The sequence below is a fragment of the Micromonospora sp. CA-111912 genome, from assembly GCF_050948415.1.
GTDB lineage: Bacteria > Actinomycetota > Actinomycetes > Mycobacteriales > Micromonosporaceae > Micromonospora.
In genome coordinates this window covers 6090999-6107185 of the sequence record NZ_CP192007.1, presented here as the reverse complement: position 1 = coordinate 6107185, position 16187 = coordinate 6090999, and the positions used below count along the sequence as shown (strand labels likewise).

The following is a 16187-nucleotide window of genomic DNA, read 5'->3' as shown; positions in this document are numbered from 1 at the left end:
GTTTGACCACCGTTCCAGGCGGGAAAGCGCCGCCGATCACGCGCACTGGGACCAACGGGGAGGACTCGTGGCCGTGAACGACCTGCCATCCGACCGCTCGGGGGAGCACCCGCTGAGGATCGCGATGGTGGTCCCACCGTGGCTGCCCGTGCCACCCCCCGGCTACGGCGGCCTGGAACAGGTGGTCGCCGGGCTGGTGGACGCGCTGGCCCAGCTGGGGCACGCGCTGACGGTCTTCGGGGCCGGCCCGGATCACGGCACCCGGGCCGGGTACGTCTCCACCTGCGACGACCTCCAGTACGACCGGCTCGGCGAGTCGCTGCCGGAGCTGGCCCACCTGGCCCACGTCGACCGCCTCGTCGGGTCGGACGACTTCGACCTCGTGCACGACCACACCACCATCGGGCCGCTGGTCGCCGGCCGCCGGGCGGTGCCCACCGTGGCCACCGTGCACGGCAACCCGGTCGGCGAGTACGGCACGGTGCTCGGCAACACCGACCACGGGGTCGGGCTGGTGGCCATCTCACACACCCAGCGCCGGCTGAACCCGGGGCTGCCGTGGGTCGGCACCGTGCACAACGCGCTCGACACCGGGGACGTGCCGCACAAGGCCGTCCCGGGCCGCGGCCCGGTGCTCTGGCTGGCCCGGTTCAGCCCGGACAAGGGCCCCGACGTGGCGATCCGGGCCTGCCGGTCGGCGGGCCTGCCGCTGGTGCTCGCCGGCAAGTGCAACGAGCCCGCCGAGCGCCGGTACTTCGAGCAGGTGGTCGAGCCGATGCTCGACGAGGACGTGACCGTGGTGCTCAACGCGGACCGGAACGCCACCCTGCGGATGCTCGTGGACGCCCTCTGCCTGATCATGCCGATCCAGTGGGATGAGCCCTTCGGCATGGTGATCCTGGAGGCGATGGCGACCGGCACGCCGGTGGTGGCGCTGCGCCGGGGGGCGGTGCCGGAGCTGGTCCGCCCCGGCGTGACCGGTCTGGTCTGCGACCGCCCCGAGGACCTGCCGGGCGCGCTGCGGCAGGCCGGACGGCTGGACCCGGTGGCGTGCGTGGCACACGTGGCGGAGAACTTCTCCACCTCCCGGATGGCCCTGGGCTACGAGGCGGTGTACCGGGACTTCCTCGGCACGTCCGGGCATGCCGCGACCCGCCGGCCGGTCCCCGTCACCGCCCGCTGACCGGCGTCACCCCGGGCCCACGCCGCCGGTCCGGGTCGCCTCGGTCCGACCCCGACGGGTCAGACCCGGGTCACGCCGAGCTGCTGGAAGGCCGTGTCGAGCTGGCGGGCGTACGCCGGGGTGATGCTGCCCTCGCGCCGCCGGTCGGCGACCTTGTCGCGGGCCCGCCGCACCGCGCCGGCCAGGTCGTCCCGGCCGCCTGCGGCGGTGGCGTGGCCGAGCAGGTTGCGCAGGTCCGTGCCGACGTCGGTGCGGATCCCACCGTCGGCCACCCCCGCCTCGATGAGCTGGTCGATCCGGCTGGCCGCATCGGCCAGGCTTCCGCCGGACGGTGTCGCCGGCGTGGTCGCCGCCGACGGGGTGGGCCGCGTCCGGCCGGGCGGCCGGGTCGGGGCGGCCGGGGCGCTCCGGGACGGATCCGGCGCGGGTGTCGATGCCGCCACCGTCGGGGCGCCCGTCGGGGCGGCCCTGGGCGGCGGCGGGTCCGCGTCCCGGGTCACCGTCGGCAGGAGCAGTGCCAGCCCGGCTACCACCACGACCCCCACGGCGATCACCGGCACCGGCCAGCGGCGACGATCGGACCGGGCGCGCCGCCGCCCGCCCTCGCCAGGCGGTGCCACGTCCGGAGTGGACGCGGCCGGCACGGCGGGGGCCGGCTGCCCGGCGGGCCCGGCGACCGGGGCCGGCGGCGGCTCGGGCGGACCGACGATCGACGGCAGGGTCATGGTCGGGGCGAGCATGGTGGCGGCCTGCGGGTCGGCCGGCAGGAGCTGATCGCGTAGCGCGAGGGCGACCTGGTGCGCGGAGGGCCGGTCCCGCGGCTCCCGGGACAGGCACCGCAGGCAGATACGGGCAACCTCGGTCGGCAGCGCCGGCACCTCCAGCGGGGGCGGGGCGTCGCCGGTCCCCAGCGCCGCGCCGAGCTGCTCCCAGGTGTCCGCCGGGTACGGCACCCGCCCGGTCAGCATCTCGTACAGCAGCACCCCGAGGGAGTAGATGTCGGTGGCGGGCTGCGCCGGCGCCCCGTCCAGCCGCTCCGGGGCGACGTACGCGGGGGTGCCGAAGGTGCCGCCGTCCTCGTCCTCGTCCGGCGCGCCGATGTGGGTGGCGATGCCGAAGTCCAGCACCTTGGCGCCGACCGGGGTCATCATCACGTTGGCCGGGGTGATGTCCCGGTGCACGATGCCGAGCCGGTGCGCCGCGGCCAGCGCCTCCGCCACCTGGGCACCGATCTCGACCGCGCCCGGCCAGGGCAGCGGGCCCTCGGTCAGCCGGTACTCCAGCTCCTCCCCGGCGAGCAGCTCCATCACCACGAACGAGGTGATGCTGCCGTCCGGGGCGAGCGTCTCGCCGTAGTCGTGCACCGCCGTCACGTGCGGATGGACGAGCTGGGCGGCGCTGCGCGCCTCCTCGCGGACCATGTCCCGGAACCGGGCGTCCGCCGCCAGCGAGGGGGCGAGCACCTTCAGGGCCACCGTGCGGTCCAGCACCTCGTCCCGGGCACGCCAGATGACCGACATGCCACCGGCACCGATCTGGTCGATGAGCCGGTACCTACGGGCCAGCAGCCTTCCGGCGTGCAGTGTTGCCATCACGGAGCGCACCTGCCTGGTGTCGGGGCGGTATCAGGTTGCGCGAATGTGTCCAGCGTGTCAACGGCCGTCCGGTTCCACCCGTCCGGCCCGCGGCCGGTGGCAGCTCGGGCGGTGGATGGCCGACCGGACTGGCCGTGCCAGGATGGACGGCATGGTCAGCGGTCCGGTGGCGTTCGTGCTCGGCGGCGGGGGAGTCCTCGGTGCGGTCGAGGTGGGCATGCTGCGTGCCCTGTTCCGCGCCGACGTCCGGCCCGACCTGGTGCTCGGCACCTCGATCGGCGCGGTGAACGGCGCGCTGGTCGCCGCCGACCCGACCGAGGCGGTCACCGACCGGCTGGTCCGGCTCTGGGCCTCCCCCGAGGCCAGCGAGGTGTACGGCGACTCGGTGGCCCGGCAGCTTCGCCGCTTCGCCGCCCGCACCCACCTGCACTCGCCCCGGCCGCTGCGGCGGCTGCTGGAGGCGGAACTCGGTGAGGAGACCACCTTCGCCGACCTGCGGGTGCCGTTCCGGTGCTGCGCGGCCAACATCGAGCGGGCCGCCGAGCACTGGTTCGACAGCGGGCCGCTGGTGCCCGCCGTGCTCGCCTCCGCCTCGGTGCCGGGGCTGCTGCCGCCCACCGAGATCGGCGGGCAGCACTACATCGACGGGGGGATCGTCAACTCCATCCCGATCGGCGAGGCGGTGGCCGTCGGGGCGCGGCAGATCTTCGTCCTCCAGGTGGGCCGGATCGAGCGGGAGCTGACCCCGCCCAGGCGGCCCTGGGAGATCGCCCAGGTGGCGTTCGAGATCGCCCGCCGGCACCGGTTCGCCCGGGAGATGGCGGCGCTGCCCGAGGGGGTGCAGGTGCACGTGCTGCCGACCGGGGGCCCGGGCCCCCGCGAGGACAGCCCGTGGGCGTACCGGGACATGGCGGCGGTGGGGCGGCGGATCAGCCGCGCGTACACCGCCTCCCGCCGCTACCTGGCCACCAACCTGGAACGCTGATGCCGCTGCCGCCCCGGTGGGTACGCCGACTGCTGCTGGCACCCGGTGTGGTGCTGCTCGCGGTGCTGGTCGTGACCACCCTGCCGGTCTGGGCGTTCGCCGCGCTGGCGCTGTCCCCGCTGGTGCCGGGTCGGCTCCGGCCGCTGCGGCTGCTCTGGATCGGTTGCGTCTACCTGGTCTGGGACGCGGCGGCGCTGCTCGCCCTGTTCGCGCTCTGGCTGGCCTCGGGCTTCGGGGTGTGGAAGCGCACGCCGCCGTTCCAGCGGGCGCACTACGTGCTCGCCGGGTGGTTCCTCCGGGTGCTCTTCTGGCAGGCCCGGTGGACGCTTCGGCTGAGCATCGACGTGGTCGGCACCGACCCGGACACGGCGCTACCCGGCCGACCCGAGCTGGTGCTCTGCCGGCACGCGGGGCCCGGCGACTCGTTCATCCTGATCCACGCGCTGGTCAACTGGTTCCACCGGGAGCCCCGGATCGTGCTCAAGGACAGCCTTCAGTGGGACCCGGCCATCGACGTGCTGCTCAACCGGCTGCCGAACCGGTTCCTGGCCCCGGCCCGGAACCGGGACGGGTCGGTGGCCGAGCAGATTGGCCATCTCGCCACCGGACTGGACGACAACGACGCGTTCGTGATCTTCCCGGAGGGCGGCAACTTCACCCCGCGCCGCCGGCTGCGGGCCATCGCCCGGCTGCGGTCCCTGGGGCTGGAGCGGATGGCGCTGCGCGCCGAACGGATGCAGCACGTGCTCGCGCCGCAACCCGGCGGGTTGCTCGCCGCCCTGGACGCCGCCCCGGACGCCGGGGTGATCTTCGTCGCGCACACCGGGCTGGATCGGATGCTCACCGTCGCCGACGTCTGGCGGGAGCTGCCGATGGACAAGCGGATCGTGATGCGGTTCTGGTCCGTGCCGCCCGAGGAGGTCCCCGTCGGCAAGCAGGAGCGCATCGACTGGCTCTTCGACTGGTGGGCGCGGATCGACGAATGGATCGCGGCGCACCACGACGGGGTCGACGCCGCGTAGGGTGCGGTCGTGGAGCAGATCAGCGTGGTGACGACGGTGGTGGACAGCCGCTCCGTCGCGGACGTTCTGGCGGCAGCTGCGGTGGCCGGCCGGCTCGCCGCCTGTGCGCAGGTGGGCGGCCAGGTGGACAGCACCTACTGGTGGCGGTCCGCGGTGGAAACAAGTTCGGAGTGGTCGGTGCTGTTCAAGACCGCGCCGGACCGGGTGAACGCGCTGGTCGACCAGATCCGCGCTACCCACCCGTACGAGGTGCCGGAGATCCTGGTCACCCGGACGGAGAGCGGCAACCCCGACTACGCGGCCTGGGTGCACGAGCAGACCCGTCCCTGAGTACCCGCACTCTGGGCGGGGCGGATCACGGTCGGCATGATGGCCGCGTGGACACCACTGGCTACCCCTGCCCGGGGTGCGGGACCCCCGCCGACCTGCGCGTCGGCTGCCGGCGCTGCGGCCGGGCGCCCGACCCGGCCGCCTCCGAGGTGATCCGGCTCGACCGGGAGATCGTCCTGCTCGCCGGGCGGGCGGAGCAGGCCCGCCGGGCGTACCTCGAACTGACCGGGGCGGTGCGCTCGGCGCAGGCCCGCCGGGCGGAGCTGGCCGCCCGGGTGCGGGCGGCGACCCCGGTCGGCGCCCCGCGCCAGGCCGCGCCGCCGCCCGCCGTTCCCGCGCCCGCAGTCGGTCCTGCCGGGCCCGTGCTCGCGCCTGCGGTCGGTCCCGCGCGGCCCGTTCCCGCGCCTGCGGTCGGTCCCGCCGGGCCCTTGGCGGTTCCGGCGGTGTGGGGTGCCGGACCGGTGCCGGCCGGGTCGCCCGGACCGGTGCCGCCGCAGCGGCCGGTGCCGGCCGCGCCGGTCGGCGGGGCGGAGGCATCCACCCGGACGGTGCAGGGGCTGCTCTTCGTCCTCGGCGGCTTGCTGCTCGGCACTGCGGCGGTGGTCTTCACGGCGGTCGCATGGGCCGCCGTGGGCATCGTCGGTCGGGCGCTGATCCTGCTCGCCTTCACCGTGCTCGCCCTGGCCGTCCCGCCGCTGCTGGCGCGGCGTGGGCTGCGCGGCACCGCGGAGACCTTCGCCGCGGTGGGCCTGCTGCTGGTGGTGCTCGACGGGTACGCCGCCTGGTCGGTGGACCTGTTCGGGGTGACCGGCTGGTCGGCGGCCCGCTACGCCGCGCTGGTCGGGGGGACCGGCGCGGCGCTGGCGGCCGGCTACGGCCGGCTGACCCGCCTCGCGGTGCCGTGGTTCGCGGCGCTGCTCACCGTGCAGCCGGTGCTGCCCCTGCTCGCCGCCCCGGCCCGCCCCTCGGCGGCCGGGTGGACGTTGGTGTTCGTCGGGGTCGCGGCGCTGAACCTGGCCGTGGTCGCCGCTCTGCGCGGCCGCGGCCAGGTTGCGGTGGCCGGTCCCGGGCCGGTGGGGGTGCCGAGTGCGGCGACCGGTCCGGTGTTGGCGGGGGGTGCGGGGCCGGCGGTCGGGGGGCCGGCGGTGGTGGCGACGGCCGCCGGGGGGGCGGCCGTCGTTGCCGGGCGGGTGCTGGCCTGGCTGGGTCACGGGGTCGCGCTGGCCGTCGCGGCGGGGTGCGCGCTGGTACCGCTCGCCCTGGGCCGGGTCGCCGGCACGCCGCTGCTGGCCGGGGGGCCGCTGCTGCTGGTGGCCCTGACGCTGCTCGGCGCGGCGCTGGTCGCCGGCGGGCGGTTGTTCCGGGCGATCACGGCCGGGGCGGTGGTCCCGGTGCTCGCCCTGGCGCTGCTCCGGCCGGTGGCGGAGCTGCGGCCGAACCTGCTGACCGTGGCGACGGCGCTGATCGCCCTCGCGCTGGTCGGCGCGGTCCGGCCGCTGCCCCGCCTGGTCGGGCCCGGCCCCCGGGTCGGGGCCCTGGTGGTGGCCACCGGGGCCGCCCACGTCGCCGCGCTGCTCGCGGTCGTGCTCGGCGCGGTCGCGGTGGGTCGGGCGCTGCCGCCGTGGCGGGGCGTCGGCGCCGGTCCGGACCTGCCGTGGGGGTGGCAGGTCCCGGTCGCCGTGGTGCTGGCGGCGGTGGCGCTGGCAGCACTGCTGCCCCGGGTGACGAGGCCGGTCACCGGGGTGGTCGCGGTCGCGTTCGGCACCCTCGCACTCACGGGCGTCGGGCCGGTGCCGTGGCCCGCGGTGCCCGCCGCCGACCTGGTCGTCGGAGCGGCCCTGCTGCTGTACGCGGTCACCCGGTCCCGGCCCTGGTGGGAGGCGCTGGTGGCGGCGGTCGCCGGCGGGGCCCTGGTCGGGCACGCCCTCCTGGTCGGGCTGGCCACGCCGGCCGGGGAGGCGGTGCTGCTCGGCGCGGTCGTGCTGGTCGGGACGGCGGTCGCCGCCCGGGGCCGCCGGGCAACCGGCGTCGGCCGGGGCGTCGCCGGGACCGCCCTGGCCGCCGCGCTGCCGGCCTTCCAGGGCATGGTGGCCGTCGCGTGCCTCGCGGCCGGGGCGGCACCCTGGTGGCAGGCGCGGGCCGCCCTGGCCGCCGTCGGGCTGGCGCTGGTCGGCCTGCTCGCCGTTCGCCGCTGGTGGCCCGAGTTGACCGGCTACGCCTCGACCGCCTTCGCCGTCGGGTCCGCGCTGGCCGGGCTGGTGCCGCTGGTCGTACGGGCCGACGAGCCGGTGGCGCTCTACGCCGCGCTAGCGGTGCTGCTGACGGTGCTCGCCGGGCCGGGCGCGCCCCGGGTCGCCGGCCTGGGGCTGCTCGTGGTCGCGCTCCTCGCCGCCGCCCCGGCGGTCGTGGCGACGCTGGTCGCCCCGCACGGCGGGCCGGCCCTGCCCTGGTCCGGCGCGCCGGCCGGCGGAACGATCCCGGGGGCCACCCCGGCCGGCGTGGCCCTGCTCGTGCTCACCCTGGCGGCGGCGTTGGCGGGCCGGGCGCCGGTCGGGCCGCCGGTCGGCGTGCAGCGATCCGGGGCGATGGTGGGCGGAGTCGGTGCGTGGCTGTCGGCGGTGCCGTTCGCCGCGGCGGCGCTGCCGGTGCTGCTGGCCGCCGCCGGCACGCCGTGGCCGTTGGTGCCGGCCGTCCTCCTGCTCACCGGGCTGGCCGCCCTGCTGGCCGCCGCGCTCGCCGGGCCCCGGCCGCTGCTCGTCCCGGTCACCGTGCCGGTGGGGCTGGTGGCCACCGCGTCCGGGCTGGCCGGGCTGCTCGCCACCCGCGCCGGCACCCTCACCGGCCTCGGCGCGCTGGTCGTGGCCGCCACGGTGGTCGCCGTCGGGGGCCGGGTGGGCCCGGTCCGGCTGGGCGGGGCCCTGATGGCGGTCGGCGCGGCGACCGGGTTCGCGGTCACCGCCGCGCTGGCGGCCAGCCTGCCGCTGCGCTCGGCCTCGTTCCCGGTGCTGGCGGTCGCGGTGCTGGTCCTGGCCGTCGCCGCGCTGCCGGCCGGGCGCGACCCGGCCCGGGGCCCGGCGCTGGATGTCGCCGCCCAGGCCGTCGCCCTGCTCGCGGTGCTGCTGGCCGGCGGGTCGCCGCGGCACGCCGCCGCGGTCTGCGTGCTCTGGGGGGTCGCCGTGGGGCTGCGGCTGCTGCGCCGCGGCGAGCCGACCGGGCGGCGGTGGGCGTTCGCGGGCGTCGCCGGGGGCAGCGAGCTGCTCGGCACCTGGCTGCTGCTGGGCGCGGGCGGGGTGGTGCTGCTGGAGGCGTACACCCTGCCGACGGCCGGGGTGGCGCTGGCCGCCGGGGTGGTGGCGCTGCGCACCCGCCCGGGCCTTAACAGCTGGCTCGCGCTCGGGCCGGGGCTGGCCGCCGCGCTGCTGCCCGGCCTGGTGTCGGTGCTGTTCGCGCCGGAGCCGCAGCCCTGGCGGCGGCTGCTGCTCGGGGCCGGCGCACTGGCCGTGGTGCTGGCCGGGTCGGCCCGCCGCTGGCAGGCGCCGGTGCTGCTCGGCGGGATCACCCTGGCCCTGCTCGCGCTGCATGAGCTGGTGCGTAGCTGGGACCTGCTGCCCCGCTGGATATTCCTGGCCGTCGGCGGGCTGGCCCTGATCGGCCTGGCCGCCACCTACGAGCGACGCCGGCGCGATCTGGCCAGGCTCCGGACGGTGGTCGGCCGGATGGGATGAACCCGTCGGCGTTCCGCGTGTGCGGGCACGCGCGTTGAACAGGACGAAGCCGGAGGGAGCGGGATACGGCAGGGCGGGGCGTAGGGAGCCCGGGCGGGTCGGGGTAGGGCACGCCCTACCCCGGAGACGGGGGTGGCCCGGGTTACCCTGCGCAGTCGTTCGCCCGCAGACTTGACGGTAGGGGCACGCCGTCCGGCGTGCCTGGGTGCGGAGACGCGGGAGCCCAGATGGTGCGTGCAGCGACAGTGGACCGGCCGGCCAGGCGGGGCAGCGACTATGCGGAGTTGTCCCGGCGGATCAGCCGGGCCGGCCTGCTGGACCGCCGGCCCGGCGGGTACGCGGCCCGGATCGTGCTGACCGTGGCGGCCTTCGTCGCCGGCTGGGTGGCGGTGCCGCTGGTCGGCGACTCGTGGTGGCAGCTCGCGGTGGCGGTCGGCCTGGCGGTGGCCACCACCCAGGTGGCGTTCCTCGGGCACGACGCCGGGCACCGGCAGATGTTCCGCCGCCGGGGCCCCAGCGAGGTGACCGGGCTGCTCGCCGGCAACCTGGCGGTCGGGCTCAGTTACGGCTGGTGGGTCGACAAGCACAACCGCCACCACGCCAACCCCAACCATGAGGACGAGGACCCGGACGTCGGGGCCGGGGCGCTGGTCTGGACGTACGAGCAGGCCGCCGCGACCCGGGGGTTCGGCCGCCGGCTGGCCCGCCGGCAGGCCTGGCTGTTCTTCCCGATGCTGCTGCTGGAAGGGCTCGCCCTGCACGTGGCGAGCGTGCGGGCGCTGGTCGCCCGGGGGCCGGACGGCCGGTACGCGACGCCGATGCGGCACCGGGCCGTCGAGGGGGTGTTGCTCGCGGCGCACGCCGTCGGCTACCTCGGCCTGCTGTTCGCGGTGCTGTCGCCGGGGAAGGCGCTGGCGTTCGTCGCCGTCCACCAGGGCCTGTGGGGGCTCTACATGGGGTGCGCGTTCGCCCCGAACCACAAGGGCATGCCGATGCCGACGGCCGACGACGACCTCGACTTCCTGCGCAAGCAGGTGCTCACCGCGCGCAACGTGCGGGGCGGCCGGTTCATCGACGTCGCGCTCGGCGGGCTGAACTACCAGATCGAGCACCACCTGTTCCCGAACATGCCCCGGGGGAACCTGCGCCGGGCCCAGCCCCTGGTGCGGGCGTACTGCGCCGAGCTCGACCTGCCGTACGCGGAGACGGGGCTGGTCGAGTCGTACCGGCAGGCGCTCGCCCACCTGCACGAGGTGGGGCGCCCGCTGCGCGGCTGAGCCCGGACGCGCGACGGGGCGGCGCCGATCGGCGCCGCCCCGTCCCGGTGCTCCGTACAGGTCAGCCGCCGAACGCCTTCTTCAGCGACTCCGGCGCCTCTTCGGTCTCGCCGGCCGCGGGCTTCTCCGGCGACACGGTGGCCCCGAAGTCCGAGTACGTGGTGGTCATCTTGCCCAGCGAGGCAAGCAGCACGCTGGTGTCCACGTCCAGCTCGACGAGCCGGCCCTCGGCGTCGGTCTTCGCGGTGAAGGGGACAGCCTTGGCCTTCGCCCCGAGCGCCTTGATGTCCTTGTCGTCGGGGTTGGCCTTGGTGTAGTCCAGAGTGCCGGAGAAGGCGCCCTCGCCGGTCTTCTTCACCTCGACCACGCCATCGATCATCTTCTTGGCGCCGCCCGGGTCGCCGTCGGGCATCAGGTTCAGCTGCCCGTTGGCGCCGAGCTTGGTGGCGTCCATGTGCAGCCACTTCTTGGAGATGCTGTTCGCCTTGAGCCACATGTCGTCGCCGATGGTGACCATGCGGATCTTGCCGCCCTGGGCGCCCAGGTCCAGCGTCATGTCGGCGGACTTGCTCCGCGGGTCCATCAGGCCGCCGCCGTTCATGACCGAGGACTTGATGTCCACCCGGACGCTCTGCTCGTTCAGCTTCAGTGCGGCGGCGGTCAGCTCGGCGAGCGCGTCGGCCGGGGCGCTGCTGGCGGGCGCCGCGCTCGCGCCGGCGTTGCCGTTGCCGGCTGGAGCGTCCGCCTCGTTCTGGTTGCCGCAGCCGGTGAGGCCGAGACCGAGACCGAACGCGGCGACGAGCGCAACCCCCGTGGTTGCCAGCCGTCGAGTGTTCATTGTGGATCACTCCTCGTGAAGGGTGGGCCGGGCGGCGGTGTGTGGCTGCCCGGCCGGGCCGCGGGCCAGCGTAGCGGGCCGGGGCGACAGCCGTTGGTCCGTCAGCGGCCACCTTCGCCCGCCTCCGTGCCCTGCCCAGCCTGTCCGCGCAGGTCGGCGGGGGGTGGACGAGGTGGTGGGAGAGCCGGTCATCCGGCCCTGCCGGTAGGGTCGGGGCCATGGCAGACGTGCTCACCGCAGAGGCGGTGCGAGACGGGCTGGGCGGCCTGGCGGACTGGACGGGGGACCCGACCGGGATCAGTCGTACCACCGAGCTGGGCAGCTTCCCGGCGGCGATCGCGGTGGTCGACCGGGTCGCCGAGGTGGCCGAGGAGCTGGACCATCACCCCGACATCGACATCCGGTGGCGGACCCTCACCTTCCGCTGCGTCACCCACTCGGCGGGTGGGGTCACCGAGCGTGACCTGGAGTTGGCGCGGCGGATCGACGACATCGTCCGGAGTGCCCGATGAGATTCGAGATCAGCAAGGTGCTCGACGCCATCGAGGGGCGGGTCTGCACCGACCCTTCGCTGGCCCGGGCCGTCCTCGACCTGGCCGAGGTGATCCGCTACCAGGACCTCGACGGCGGCCGGCCGGCGAACCTGCTCCGGCTCGGCATGGTGATCGACGCGCTCGCCCGCGACCTGGAGGAGGACAGCGTCCCGGTCTACGCGATCGTGCACCGGGCGCTGCTCTCCGACGCCGACCTGACGTCCAACGAGCGGATGGTGGTCCGCCGCTGGGCCGACGACGGCCTGGTGGAGGTGCTCGACAACCCGGGCGACCGGATGCTGGAGGTCGCCGACCTGCTCGGGCTGCCGGTGCTCAGCCGGGCCCGGTTCGACGGGGTGCGCGGCCGGTTCCCCTGGGCGGTCGAGCAGCCGGGCCGGGTGCTGGCCCCGGTGCCCGGCGCGGGCGGGCCGGTGTTCATCGCCCACGTCGGCGGCGGGAACGTGCCGGTCCCCGGCACCCGCTCGGCGACCGGCGCGAAGCTGCTCGCCCGGCAGTGGCGCTGCCCCGAGCCGGGCTGCGCCCTGTTCGGCGGCGGGGGCGGCGCGTTCGCCGACCTCCGGGCGGATCGGGCCCCGGCCGGGCAGCCGCCGCCCACCCTGCGCGGCGGGGTGCCGACCTGCCCACGGCACGGCGCCCGGCTCGGCGACGCCGGGCCGCGCCCACGTACCGAGGTGCTGGCCGTGCGCGTCGGCGGGCTGATCCGCCGTCGGTTCGTGCTCACCGAGGGGCAGTCGGTGCTGGTCGGGCGCGCGCCGGAGCAGCAGGGCGGGATCGTGCTCGGCCAGTGGCTCAACGACGAGGCCCGGCGCTGGATCAGCCGCGGCCACGTCCGGTTCGAGCTGCGGGTCGGCGAGGTGATCGTCACCGACGTCAGCACCAACGGCTCGGGCATCCGCCCGTCCGGCTCGATGGCCGAGCCGGACCGGATTGCGCTGAAGCCGCAGCAGTCCCGGGTGCTCTCCGCCAACGACATGGTCGAGCTGTACCCGGGGGTGCAGATCGGCCGCGCCGACGAGCTTCCGACGGGTGCCCCGTTCACCCCCACCTCGGTGATGGCCGAGGCCCCCACCATGGCGATGCGCCTGCCCCGGCCCTGACCCGGGCCGCCGGGGCGGGCGGACGACGGCGGGCGCCGGGACCGTGGTCCCGACGCCCGCCGCTGTCGTACGAGAGGATCAGCCGGCCAGCACGGCGGCGAGCTGGGCCACGGCGTGGTCGATCTCCTCGACGGTGATCACCAGCGGCGGGGCCAGCCGGAGCGTCGAGCCGTGGGTGTCCTTGGCCAGCACGCCCCGTTCCATCAGCCGCTCGCAGGCCTGCCGGCCGGTCATCAGCGTCGGGTCGATGTCCAGGCCGGCCCACAGGCCCCGGCCCCGGACGGCGACCAGCCCCTTGCCGACCAGCGACTGGAGGCCGGCGTGCAGCCGCTCGCCCAGCTCCGTTGAGCGGCGCTGGAACTCGCCGGTGGCCAGCAGCCGGACCACCTCGGTGGCGACGGCGCAGGCCAGCGGGTTGCCGCCGAAGGTGGAGCCGTGCTGGCCCGGCTTCAGCACCCCCAGCACGTCGGCGTTCGCGGCGACCGCGGAGACCGGCACGATGCCGCCGCCGAGCGCCTTGCCCAGCAGGTACATGTCGGGCACCACGCCCTCGTGCTCGCAGGCGAAGGTGGTGCCCGTCCGGCCCAGGCCGGACTGGATCTCGTCGGCGACGAAGAGCACGTTGCGCTCGGTGCAGACCCGGCGCACGCCCGGCAGGTAGCCCTCCGGCGGCACCACCACGCCCTGCTCGCCCTGGATCGGCTCCAGCAGCACGGCGACGGTGTTCTCGTCGATGGCGGCGGCCAGCGCATCCAGGTCGCCGTACGGGACGACCGTGAAGCCCGGGGTGTACGGCCCGAAGTCCGCGCGCGCGTCCTCGTCGGTGGAGAAGCTGACGATGGTGGTGGTGCGGCCGTGGAAGTTCCCCTCGGCCACCACGATGTTCGCCTGCCCGGCCGGCACGCCCTTGACCTGGTAGCCCCACTTGCGGGCCACCTTGACCCCGGTCTCCACCGCCTCGGCCCCGGTGTTCATCGGCAGCACCAGGTCCTTGCCGCACAGCTCGGCCAGCTCGCGGCAGAAGTCGGCGAACTGGTCGTGGACGAACGCCCTGCTGGTCAGGGTCAGCTTGTCGAGCTGCGCGTGCGCGGCGGCGATGAGCCGGGGGTGCCGGTGGCCGAAGTTGAGGGCCGAGTAGCCGGCGAGGCAGTCCAGGTAGCGCCGGTCGTCCACGTCGGTGAGCCAAACTCCCTCGGCGGAGGCGATCACCACCGGCAGCGGGTGGTAGTTGTGCGCGGTGTAACGCTCCGCGTCCCGGACCGCGCCCGGCGTCCGCAGCCTGTCATCCACGATCAATTGCTCGCCTTTCCCTGACGGAGCCGCAACGTGCAGCACTTCGGTCCACCGCCGGCCTTGCGCAGCTCGGACAGGTCGACACCGATGGTCTCGTAGCCCCGGTCGCGCAGCTTCGCGGCCAGGTCGGTGGCCTGCGCGGGCAGCACCACGTGCCGCCCGTCGCCGACCGCGTTCAGGCCCAGCACCTCGGCGTCGGCCATGGTGGCGTGGACCGCGTCGGGGAAGAGCCGGCGCAGCGCGGCCTGGCTGCCGGGCGAGAACGCCTCCGGCAGGTATGCCACGGTGCGCTCGTCCAGCACCGTGAGCGCGGTGTCCAGGTGGTAGAAGCGCGGGTCGACGAGCTGCATGGTGACCACGGGATAGCCGAACACCTCCTGCAGCTCGGCGTGCGACGCGTGCGCGGTGCGGAACCCGGTGCCGGCCAGCAGGACGTCGCCGGCCAGCAGGACGTCGCCCTCGCCTTCGTTGACGTGCTTCGGGTCGTACACCTCGAAGCCGGCGGCCTCGAACCAGGCCCGGTAGGCGGGGGCCTCGTCGGCGCGCTGCGGGTCGCGGAACTGCACGGCCAGCGCCCGGCCGTCGATCACGGTGCCGCCGTTGGCCGCGAAGACCATGTCGGGCAGGCCGGGCATCGGGGTGATCTCCTCGACCGTGTGGCCCAGCTCGCGGTAGATCCCGCGCAGCTCCTCCCACTGCCGGATCGCCAGGTCGGCGTCGACCGGCGCGGTGGGGTCCATCCACGGGTTGATCGCGTAGTCGACGGCGAAGTACGTCGGCCGGCACATCAGCAAGCGCTGGCTGGTGGCGTCCATCGTCATTGTCCTGCTCCCAGGGGTCGGGCGCGCCCCGGCCACCTTCGGCCCACGGGGCTGGCGCCGTGGCCCAACGGTATGCGCCCGGCACCGACGACATCCACCGGTGGACCTTGCGTCGACCGACTGATCATTGCGTATACGAGGACCCACCCGACGATTCCTTGCGCCGCCCCACCCCCCACCCCCACCCCCCACCCCCCACCCCCACCCCGGCCCCACCCCACCCTCCCGCGCCGATCTTGCAGTTGCGGCCCGGGCGAAGGGGGCATAGCGGGCGTACCGAGGGCCGGAAGTGCAAGATCGCGGGGTGGGGTGGGGTGGGGTCGCGGCCGGGGGGAGTCGGGGCCGGACGTGTTTCGGGGGGCGGCGAACCGCCGCCCCCCGAAAGAGGATGTGCCCGGCTGGTGAACCACCAGACTGGTCGGGCTGGGCCGGCGAACCGCCGGCGGAGATCAAACTGCCCGTCAGAACCGGTCGACAAACTGTGAGTCGAGCCACTCACGGAGCCGGTGCACCCAGTCGCCGTCCGTGGTCGGCCAGTCGAACTGGCCGGTCATCGCCAGCACGCCGAGGACCACGGCGGCGATGCCGAAGGACATGCCGAGCAGGGCGTCGGTCTTGCCGGCGATGTGCCGGCGCCGGGTGGCGAGCAGGCCGAACACGGACAGCACCCCGCCGAGCACGCCGACCGCGATTCCGTACCCGGCGAGGGTCCCGGTCAGCACGGCGAGCGCCCCGGCGACGCCGACGACCAGGCCGAGGGTGGCGAGCAGGCTCGCGCGCGGCTTCGGCCCGACCGCCACCGGCTCCGGCCGGGTCTCGCCGTCGGCGCGGTCCACCGGCGTCGGCCGCTCGGCGGTGCGGTCCCGGCCCGCAGGCTGCCCGACCGTGGGGTCGGCCGGCAGCGGCCGGGCGGCGGTGCGGTCCCGGTCGAGGTCGAGGTCCGGCTTGCTGGTGGGGGAGCCGGTCGTGGTGGGGGCGGCCGTCGCGGTGGACGGGCCGGTGGTCGGCCGCTGAGCCTCGCCGTCCGGGGTACGGGCGGTGGCCGCGCGGGCGGTCGCGGCGCGGGCGCGGGCTCCCCGCTCCGCCGCCTCTCGCTCCGCGTCCGAGGCCCTCTCGCCGTCGCTGGCGGTCGTGCCGCTGCGGTACGTCGCCTGCTCGTCGCCGCGGTCGGTGAGCACCGGCCGCCCGGCGGGGCGGCTGCCGGTGTCCGTCGCGACGGCCCTCTCGAACTCGTCGACGTGGCCGTCGCCGTTGCTGTCGGCAGTCGTCGTCGCCGGCTCGCTCCGGCGCGACAACAGCGAAGGAATCTTCACCTCATCACCTCCTGGTCAGTGCGTGGAGGCCTGGGAAGCGCCAGCGGCAGCCACGCGGTACGCCCCCGAGGTACCCAACCGCCGAGTCGCCGACACCCCGTCACCCGCAAGGGTGGCCCGGCCCGCCGTCGACGCCGCGCCCGGAGCTACCGTT

Annotated in this window: 13 protein-coding genes; 8 read left to right on the top strand and 5 right to left on the bottom strand. The window is 75.8% G+C overall.

The genetic code is table 11. The annotated features are described in order from the left end of the window. The first annotated feature begins 124 nt into the window (after positions 1 to 124). Positions 125 to 1183, top strand: coding sequence for a glycosyltransferase (locus tag ACQPZO_RS25595; protein ID WP_433351251.1), 1059 nt, complete (start codon positions 125 to 127; stop codon positions 1181 to 1183). A 59-nt stretch (positions 1184 to 1242) separates the two neighbouring features. On the opposite strand, the gene ACQPZO_RS25590 is transcribed toward ACQPZO_RS25595, so the two are convergent. Then, positions 1243 to 2775, bottom strand: coding sequence for a protein kinase domain-containing protein (locus tag ACQPZO_RS25590; RefSeq protein WP_433344505.1), 1533 nt, complete (start codon positions 2773 to 2775; stop codon positions 1243 to 1245). 154 nt (positions 2776 to 2929) lie between these two features. Here ACQPZO_RS25590 and ACQPZO_RS25585 point away from each other — a divergent pair, with 154 nt between their 5' ends. From ACQPZO_RS25585 to ACQPZO_RS25565, 5 genes are all read left to right on the top strand, one after another. Continuing rightward, positions 2930 to 3763: a patatin-like phospholipase family protein gene (locus tag ACQPZO_RS25585; RefSeq protein WP_433344504.1), complete on the top strand. Its 834-nt coding sequence runs from the start codon at positions 2930 to 2932 to the stop codon at positions 3761 to 3763. Continuing rightward, a complete protein-coding gene (locus ACQPZO_RS25580; RefSeq protein ID WP_433344503.1) occupies positions 3763 to 4785 on the top strand; it encodes a 1-acyl-sn-glycerol-3-phosphate acyltransferase in 1023 nt (340 codons plus the stop codon). The genes ACQPZO_RS25585 and ACQPZO_RS25580 overlap by 1 nt, the downstream gene beginning before the upstream one ends. 9 nt (positions 4786 to 4794) lie before the next feature. Continuing rightward, the gene (gene cutA / locus ACQPZO_RS25575; protein ID WP_350886905.1) at positions 4795 to 5115 is read left to right on the top strand and encodes a divalent-cation tolerance protein CutA; all 321 of its coding nucleotides are present in this window, start codon (positions 4795 to 4797) and stop codon (positions 5113 to 5115) included. 47 nt (positions 5116 to 5162) lie between these two features. Continuing rightward, complete coding sequence (locus ACQPZO_RS25570) at positions 5163 to 8840, top strand: SCO7613 C-terminal domain-containing membrane protein (protein WP_433344502.1); 3678 nt, start codon at positions 5163 to 5165, stop codon at positions 8838 to 8840. A 227-nt stretch (positions 8841 to 9067) separates the two neighbouring features. After that, positions 9068 to 10117 (top strand): fatty acid desaturase family protein, encoded by a 1050-nt coding sequence (locus ACQPZO_RS25565; RefSeq protein WP_433344501.1) that lies wholly within the window; start codon positions 9068 to 9070, stop codon positions 10115 to 10117. A 61-nt stretch (positions 10118 to 10178) separates the two neighbouring features. Here the strand turns inward: ACQPZO_RS25565 and ACQPZO_RS25560 are convergent, their stop codons facing one another. After that, entirely contained in the window at positions 10179 to 10955 is a 777-nt protein-coding gene (locus tag ACQPZO_RS25560) for a hypothetical protein (RefSeq protein ID WP_433344500.1), read from the bottom strand. A 218-nt stretch (positions 10956 to 11173) separates the two neighbouring features. Between ACQPZO_RS25560 and ACQPZO_RS25555 the strand changes: the two genes are divergently transcribed. Both ACQPZO_RS25555 and ACQPZO_RS25550 read left to right on the top strand, forming a co-directional pair. Continuing rightward, positions 11174 to 11467, top strand: a complete 294-nt coding sequence (locus ACQPZO_RS25555) for a 4a-hydroxytetrahydrobiopterin dehydratase (RefSeq protein WP_387015605.1) — start codon at positions 11174 to 11176, stop codon at positions 11465 to 11467. Continuing rightward, complete coding sequence (locus tag ACQPZO_RS25550) at positions 11464 to 12606, top strand: FHA domain-containing protein (protein ID WP_433344499.1); 1143 nt, start codon at positions 11464 to 11466, stop codon at positions 12604 to 12606. The genes ACQPZO_RS25555 and ACQPZO_RS25550 overlap by 4 nt, the downstream gene beginning before the upstream one ends. Positions 12607 to 12684: 78 nt before the next feature. On the opposite strand, the gene rocD is transcribed toward ACQPZO_RS25550, so the two are convergent. The 3 genes from rocD to ACQPZO_RS25535 form a co-directional block, all read right to left on the bottom strand. Continuing rightward, complete coding sequence (gene rocD / locus ACQPZO_RS25545) at positions 12685 to 13899, bottom strand: ornithine--oxo-acid transaminase (protein WP_433351249.1); 1215 nt, start codon at positions 13897 to 13899, stop codon at positions 12685 to 12687. Next, positions 13899 to 14714: a dimethylargininase gene (gene ddaH / locus ACQPZO_RS25540; protein WP_433351247.1), complete on the bottom strand. Its 816-nt coding sequence runs from the start codon at positions 14712 to 14714 to the stop codon at positions 13899 to 13901. Before ddaH ends, rocD begins: the two co-directional genes overlap by 1 nt. 467 nt (positions 14715 to 15181) lie before the next feature. Then, a complete protein-coding gene (locus tag ACQPZO_RS25535) occupies positions 15182 to 16033 on the bottom strand; it encodes a thrombospondin (RefSeq protein WP_433344498.1) in 852 nt (283 codons plus the stop codon). Between the last annotated feature and the right edge of the window lie 154 nt (positions 16034 to 16187).